This is a genomic window from Streptomyces sp. P5F9 (genome assembly GCF_057961495.1).
The window spans coordinates 1-4,254 of sequence record NZ_JBXVPZ010000645.1; the positions used below are offsets into that span (position 1 = coordinate 1).

Consider the following 4,254-nt stretch of genomic DNA (forward strand, 5'->3'; position numbering starts at 1 on the left):
GTGGGGGAGTTCCTGGCGACGATCCTGGGGTCCTGATCCTGGCGTCGTAGGACGTCGTAGACGTCGTAGGTCGTCGTAGGGGCCGGTCGGCCGGGGGCGTGGAGGCGCCCGCCGGCCGGTCGCTCCGGGCGCTTCCGTCACGTCACTCGGCTGTCGTCCTGAACAACATCGACGCCAGCTCCCGGAACACCTCCTCCGGGTCCCGCTCACCCACCGCCCCGTCCAGGTTGTGACCCAGCAGCAGCGTCGCGAAGCCGTGTGCCAGGGACCACGCGGCGACACCGGCGAGGCGGGCGTCGGGGCCGCGGCCCTCGGGGGGTACGGCGGAGACGGCGTGGCGCAGGGCGTCGGTGGCGAGGGCGCGGGCCGTGGTGAGTTCGAGGTCGCCGGCGCGCAACAGCTCGGGCGCGAACATCACTTGGAAGTGCGCCGGATGCTCGCGTGCGAACCGCACGTAGCGGACGCCCGCGTCCTTCAGGTCCGCCGCCTCCCCGATCGTGCCCGCCAGCAGCCCGAACCCCTCCGCCGCGATCGCTGTCAACAGCCCCGTGCGGTCCTTGAAGTGATGCGCCGGCGCCGCGTGCGAGACACCGGCACGGCGGGCGAGATCCCGCAGGCTCAGCGCGGACGGGCCGTCGGCGGCGATGACGTCGAGCGCGGCGGTGAGGATGGCGCGGCGCAGATCGCCGTGGTGGTACGGGCGGCGGGTGTCGCCGGAGGTTTTGGCGCTCTCTGCGCTCTCTGGGCTCTCTGCGGTCTCGTCCGTCTTCGCGGGTTTGGCTGTGCTCATGGTCAGCAGCGTACGCCGAATCTAGGCATTGACAAGTTCGAGCGGTTGAGGCAATCTTGTCAGTGTCAAGTTATGGAACGACCAGGACGCGACGAGGAGTTACGCCATGTCGGAAAGCGTGCGTGGAGTGGAGACCACGAATAGCCTCCCCACCGTGGAGCTGGGCCGAGTGCGCCAGCTCTGGCATCTGCTCGAACCCCTGCACGCGGTGCTGTATTACGCGCCGGAGGTCTTCGGGGAGGCCGCCGCGCTCGGATACGACACCGAGGAGCGCTGGCCGAGCTACTTCCCGCTGCGTGCCGCGCCGTTGGGCCCGGTCGGCAGTGAGCGGGTGGCCTCCGCCTTCTACAGCTTCAACCCCCGTATGGTCGCCGAGCACATGGACTCGGCGTGGAGCACCGCGAGCCCGGACGCCGTACTGAAGGCGAGGCTGCGCGGCTTGGACCGGGCCTACCGCGCGATATTCGGCGACCGCGTCGACAGCCCCGAGCTGGCGGAGGCCGCCGCCCTCGCCCGCCGCGCCGCCGAGGCGGCGAACACGGCCGGCCGTCCCCTCGCCGCGGCCAACGCCGAGTTGGCGTGGCCCACGGAACCCCACCTCCAGTTGTGGCAGGCGGCCACGATCCTGCGCGAACACCGCGGCGACGGCCACCTCGCCGCTCTCCTCGTCGCCGACCTCGACCCGGTCGAGTCCCTGGTCTCCTTCGCCGCGATCGGCGCCGCCTCCGTCCAGCGCTTCGAGAGCCGGGGCTGGAGCCGGGAGGAGTGGGCGGCGGCCCGCGAACGGCTGGTCGCCCGAGGCGTCATAGACGACAGGGGTACGGCGACGCGGGCGGGCCGCGATCTGCGCCAGGAGGTCGAGCGCCGCACCGACCAACTGGCCGCCGCGCCCTGGCAGTTCCTCGGCCGGGCCGACACCGACCGACTCGCCGACCTGCTGGGGGAGTTCTGGGTCGCCGTACTCGGGTCCGGGCTGCTGCCCTCGGAGTCGACGTTGGGCATCGGCAAGGTCTGAGGGGGTCAGAAAATGCTCCCACGCAAGTGTCTATGAGTGTCTTTTAGATGTCATGAGTGCCGTATGATCTTGTGTATGAACCTGACGGAATGGGCACGCGCACAGGGCATTGCGCCCCGCACGGCGTACCGCTGGTTTCGTGAGGGCACGTTGCCGGTCCCTGCGGAGCGTGTGGGGCCGCGCACGATCCTGGTGAACATCGACGCGAACACCTCACCCTCCGTGACCGGTGGTGTGGGGTTGTACGCCCGCGTCTCCTCGCACGATCAGAAGCCGGACCTGGAGCGGCAGACCGCTCGCCTGTCGGCATGGGCGGCGAAGGCCGGACACAAGGTGGTGCGGATCGAGTCCGAGATCGCCTCGGGCATGAACGGCTGCCGCGCGAAGGCGAAGCGGCTGCTGGCCGACCCGGCGGTGACCACGGTCGTGGTCGAGCACAAAGACCGCCTCGGCCGGATGAACGTGGAGCTGATCGAGGCCGCCCTGTCCGCGACTGGTCGCCGGCTCGTCGTCCTCGATGACGGCGAAGTTGAAGACGACCTGGTCCGGGACATGGTGGAGGTGCTGACGTCGTTCTGTGTCCGCCTGTACGGCCGTCGGTCGGCGAAGAACCGGGCGAGGAAGGCTCTCGAAGCGGCGGCTGCCGATGAGTGAGCCGAAGAAGAAGCTCCGCACCATCGACGCGCCGTTCGTTGCCCCCGGGCCGTCCGGGGTGGCGATACGTGACCGCCTCAAGCACCTCACCGACGTGGACGACACAGTGTTGCGGCTGGTCGGTGAACACCTCGGGCGCCTCGCCTCGCTGGACCTCAAGAACCGCTGCGCTGACGGCCTGGACCACAACAGCGACACGTGGGCCGCCCGGAAGCAGGGCCTGACGGCCGACTCCTCGTCCCGGTGGGCCGGTTCGATCACGAAGGCCACTCACGATCAGTGGGCGCTGTCCCGCCGCTGCCAGCTCGCCCACATCCAAGGGCTTGAGGCCGGTGTGCGGACGCTGATGCACCGTCTCTCCCAGCCGATCGGGGAGAAGGGCACCAAGCAGGCACCCGGCGGATACCGCAGTCAGGGCGAGTGGTTCCACAAGTCCCGCCGTCTGACGACCCTGGAACACCGCCTGGACATCGCCCGCGCTGAGCGTGAGGCCGGTGTCGTGCACGTCGTACGCGGCGGCCGGCGCTTCCTCAACAAACGTCACAACCTCGAAGCCGCCCAGCTCACCGCCGAGCAGTGGCGTGGGCGGTGGGAAGCCGAACGGTGGTTCCTCGCCGCCGACGGCGAGTCCGGCAAACGCTTCGGCAACGAGACCATCCGCGTCACCCCGGATGGCGAGGTCAGCATCAAGCTGCCCGCCCCGCTCGCCCACGTGGCCAACAGCAGGCACGGCCGGTACGTCCTCGCCACCCGCGTGCAGTTCCAGCACCGGGGAGCCGAGTGGCGCGACCGGATCGAAGACAACCGGGCCGTGGCCTACCGTATCCACCTGGACGTGGAGCGGGGCCGCTGGTACCTGACAGCGTCGTGGACACGGCCCGTTGTCCAGACGATCCCGCTTCAGACGGCGCGGTCCGAGGGCATGGTCGGCGTGGACACCAACGCCGACCACTTCGCCGCCTACCGGCTCGACCGGCACGGCAACCCGGTCGGCGACCCCAAGCGGTTCTTCTACGACCTGTCCGGCAGCGCAGACCACCGTGACGCCCAGATACGGCACGCCATCAGCCAGTTGCTGCACTGGGCCGACCGGTGCGGCGTCAAAGCCATCGGCCTGGAGAACCTGGACTTCGCCGCCGAGAAGACCCGCGAGAAGCACGGCAGACGTAAGCGCTTCCGGCAGCTCATCTCCGGCATCCCCACCGGCAAGCTCAAGGCCCGGCTCGTGTCCATGGCGTCCGAACACGGCCTGTCGATCGTTGCCGTGGACCCGGCGTACACATCGATGTGGGGCAATCAGCACTGGAAGAAGCCCCTCAGCTCGAAGAAACGAAAGATGTCCCGTCATGATGCCGCCGGCATCGCGATCGGGCGACGCGCCCTCGGGCACCCGATCCGGCGACGGACGGCACCGCCCCCGCAGCACCAGAGCGATACTGCGGGGCATCGGACCGCCCAGGCCGGACCAGGCGCACGAGGGCGTGAGGGAACCCGCCCACCCGTCACGGAGCGTGCACACGATGCACGCAGCCGGACGGGGACACAGCGAACGCGGGAGACCAGCGCATCCAACACCGTTCGGGATGCGCGCAGTTCCGGGAGCTGGCAGCAAATGCCACTCCTGAACACTGTTTAGGAACGGTGAGGGAAGCCGGTACTTCGGCCTGTTCCACCGCTGCGATACAGGTGAGTTGCGTGCCATACAGGCTTAGGTCCCGTATGCCCGTGACGCGTCCGCCGCTACCGTGGGGACCAGGCAATATCCGCCCTCTCAGGGGCGGGGCCGGGTGAGCAA

Annotated in this window: 4 protein-coding genes; 3 read left to right on the forward strand and 1 reads right to left on the reverse strand. The window is 69.4% G+C overall.

What is annotated here, in order from left to right:
• Positions 1-142: 142 nt before the first annotated feature.
• Positions 143-790, reverse strand: a complete 648-nt coding sequence (locus AC31A1_RS47610; protein WP_489659303.1) for a TetR/AcrR family transcriptional regulator — start codon at positions 788-790, stop codon at positions 143-145.
• Between the two features lie 106 nt (positions 791-896).
• Between AC31A1_RS47610 and AC31A1_RS47615 the strand changes: the two genes are divergently transcribed.
• From AC31A1_RS47615 to AC31A1_RS47625, 3 genes are all read left to right on the forward strand, one after another.
• On the forward strand, positions 897-1,805 hold the full coding sequence (locus AC31A1_RS47615; protein ID WP_489659304.1) for an SCO6745 family protein: 909 nt from the start codon (positions 897-899) through the stop codon (positions 1,803-1,805).
• A 75-nt stretch (positions 1,806-1,880) separates the two neighbouring features.
• Entirely contained in the window at positions 1,881-2,459 is a 579-nt protein-coding gene (locus AC31A1_RS47620; protein ID WP_489659305.1) for an IS607 family transposase, read from the forward strand.
• Positions 2,452-4,095 carry a nuclease/transposase family protein gene (locus tag AC31A1_RS47625; RefSeq protein WP_489659306.1) on the forward strand — a complete coding sequence of 548 codons (1,644 nt, stop codon included), beginning with the start codon at positions 2,452-2,454 and terminating at the stop codon, positions 4,093-4,095. Before AC31A1_RS47620 ends, AC31A1_RS47625 begins: the two co-directional genes overlap by 8 nt.
• The last annotated feature ends 159 nt before the right edge of the window (positions 4,096-4,254 follow it).